3 protein-coding genes are annotated in these 1720 nt (G+C 72.8%); 1 reads left to right on the top strand and 2 read right to left on the bottom strand.

Annotation, left to right across the window (positions count from 1 at the left end):
* Both thrS and AOK24_RS52435 read right to left on the bottom strand, forming a co-directional pair.
* Positions 1-1199: threonine--tRNA ligase (thrS, locus tag AOK24_RS43655; RefSeq protein WP_055725370.1), on the bottom strand; the 1199-nt coding region annotated here is incomplete at its 3' end.
* Between the two features lie 219 nt (positions 1200-1418).
* Positions 1419-1499, bottom strand: coding sequence for a hypothetical protein (locus AOK24_RS52435; RefSeq protein WP_276206901.1), 81 nt, complete (start codon positions 1497-1499; stop codon positions 1419-1421).
* Between AOK24_RS52435 and AOK24_RS52430 the strand changes: the two genes are divergently transcribed.
* Positions 1498-1720: hypothetical protein (locus AOK24_RS52430; protein WP_276206902.1), on the top strand; the 223-nt coding region annotated here is incomplete at its 3' end. The two genes, AOK24_RS52435 and AOK24_RS52430, sit on opposite strands and share 2 nt — an antisense overlap.

Raw genomic sequence — 1720 nt, 5'->3', positions numbered from 1 at the left:
CCCCCGATCCGCCGCACCAGCTCCGCCGGCGCCACCTCCCCGACCTGCCGCCCGTCCCGCAGGCGTACGGCGGCCCGCCCGGCCGACGCCTCCCGCTCGCCGATCACCGCCTGGTACGGCACCAGCCGGGCCGCCCTGATCCTGGCCCCCAGGGTCCCCTGGTCCGGCCCGGCGTACGCGACCCTGATACCTGAGGACTCCGCCTCACGTACTAGCTCCAGGGAGTGAGCCTCCTGCGCCTCGGAGACCGGGAGCACCGCGAGCTGGACCGGCGCGAGCCAGACGGGGAAGGCGCCCTTGTGCCGTTCGATCAGGTGGGCCACCGCCCGCTCGACGCTGCCGACGATGCTGCGGTGGACCATCACCGGCCGGTGCTTCGCGCCGTCGGCGCCGATGTAGGCCAGCCCGAACCGCTCGGGCTGGTGGAAGTCGATCTGCACGGTCGACAGGGTCGCCTCGCGCCCCGCCGGGTCGGTGATCTGTACGTCGATCTTCGGGCCGTAGAACGCGGCCTCCCCCTCCGCCTCCTCGTACGCGATCCCCTCAAGCGCCTTGCGCAGCAACGCGGTTGCCCTGCTCCACAGTTCGGGACCGGCGACGTACTTGCCGCCCTCGCCGGGCAGTGAGAGGCGGTAGCGGGACGCCTCGATGCCGAGGTCGTCGTACGCGCGCCGGATCAGGCGCAGCGCCGACGCCGCCTCGTCCACGGCCTGGTCGAGGGTGCAGAAGACGTGCGCGTCGTTCAGCTGGATCGCGCGGACCCGGGTCAGGCCGCCGAGGACGCCGGACAGCTCGGAGCGGTACATGCCGCCCAACTCGGCGATTCTCAGCGGGAGTTCGCGGTAGCTGCGGGCGCGGGAGCGGTAGATCAGGGCGTGGTGGGGGCACAGGCTCGGACGCAGGACGACGTCCTCGGAGCCGAGCCGCATCGGGGGGAACATGTCGTCGCTGTAGTGGTCCCAGTGGCCCGAGATCTCGTACAGTTCCCGTTTGCCGAGGACCGGCGAGTACACGTGCCGGTATCCGGCGCCGACCTCCAACTCCCGTACGTACTCCTCCAGTTCATGCCGGACGACCGCCCCGTCCGGGAGCCAGTACGGCAGGCCGGCGCCGATCAGCGGGTCGGTGTCGAACAGGTCGAGTTCACGGCCGAGGCGGCGGTGGTCGTCGTACGCGGCGGCGTCCTTGTGGGTGTCCATGGGAGGTGCTCCTCGCTGGTGGGGAGGCGAGCGACCCCACGCGAAAGCCCCGGGGCACTCGCCCCGGGGCTTCGTCGATCAGCTCAGCTGTCAGCGCGCCGGGACCTGGTCCGGCGTCGTCGTGGAGGACGAACAGGCGCGCTTCATACGGGTCACGCTAGCGTGCGGACGCGCCGCGTCTCCAGCGGTTTTACGGGTACTACACGGGTACTACCGCCGTCACGATTGCGTGCTCCGCCGACGCCGCGTCGCCACGACCACCGCAGCGCCGCCCGCGACGAGCGCCGCCGCACCGCCGATGAGTACGCCCGTGTTGCTGTTCGCGCCGGTCTCGGCGAGGTTCCCGCCGCCGCCGTTGGGCGTGGGGGCGGCCGGGGGCGCGCTCTGGGAGGCGGAGGCGGACGGCGTGGGCGACCCGGAGGAACCGCCGTCGCCCGGCGGCGTGGACGTGACCTCCGAGGCGGACGGGGACGGCGAGGTCGAGGAGGGCGGAGTCTGGGTGTCGCCGGTCGGCGGGACGG

Origin of the sequence: Streptomyces niveiscabiei (assembly GCF_001419795.1) — a bacterium.
Classification (GTDB): Bacteria; Actinomycetota; Actinomycetes; order Streptomycetales; family Streptomycetaceae; genus Streptomyces; species Streptomyces niveiscabiei.
The sequence above is the reverse complement of the archived record's forward strand: the minus strand, read 5'-3'. Positions and strand labels throughout refer to the sequence as shown.